The sequence below is a fragment of the Corallococcus sp. CA041A genome, assembly GCF_003612075.1.
GTDB lineage: Bacteria > Myxococcota > Myxococcia > Myxococcales > Myxococcaceae > Corallococcus > Corallococcus exiguus.
Genome location: NZ_RAWF01000707.1, coordinates 1 through 419 on the forward strand (window position 1 = coordinate 1; position 419 = coordinate 419).

Sequence of the window (419 nt, forward strand, 5' to 3'; positions counted from 1 at the left end):
AGCTCGGGAAGCGCCTGGCCATCTTCGGGGTCAGCGGCGTGGCCGGCAACATGTTCCTCGGCGTCCTGCAGGCGGCGCTGTACAAGAACATGAACGGGGTGCGCGGGCTCGAGGGCTGGCAGTGGCTGTTCATCATCTCCGGCATCATCACCATGACCTGGGGCCTCCTCGGGTTCCTCGTGATCCCCGACTCGCCGGCCATCACGCGGGCCGCCTACCTCTCGGGGGCGGAGCGCCCCGTCGCCCACGCGCGCATGTCCCGCACCGGCACCACCACGGCCGACCTCATCAGCACCAAGCTACTACTACGCAAGATCCGCCTCCTGCTGGCCAGCCCCGTCACCTACCTGTTCCTCGCCGCCTACCTGCAGTTCGCCTGGTCGCAGCGCGCCAACTCGTACTTCCTGCTGTACCTCAAG

The 419-nt window shown here is 67.5% G+C and carries 1 pseudogene; it reads left to right on the top strand.

Annotated elements, in window-relative coordinates:
* Window positions 1-419 (top strand): annotated as a pseudogene (locus tag D7V77_RS42760) (MFS transporter); the annotation flags it as partial.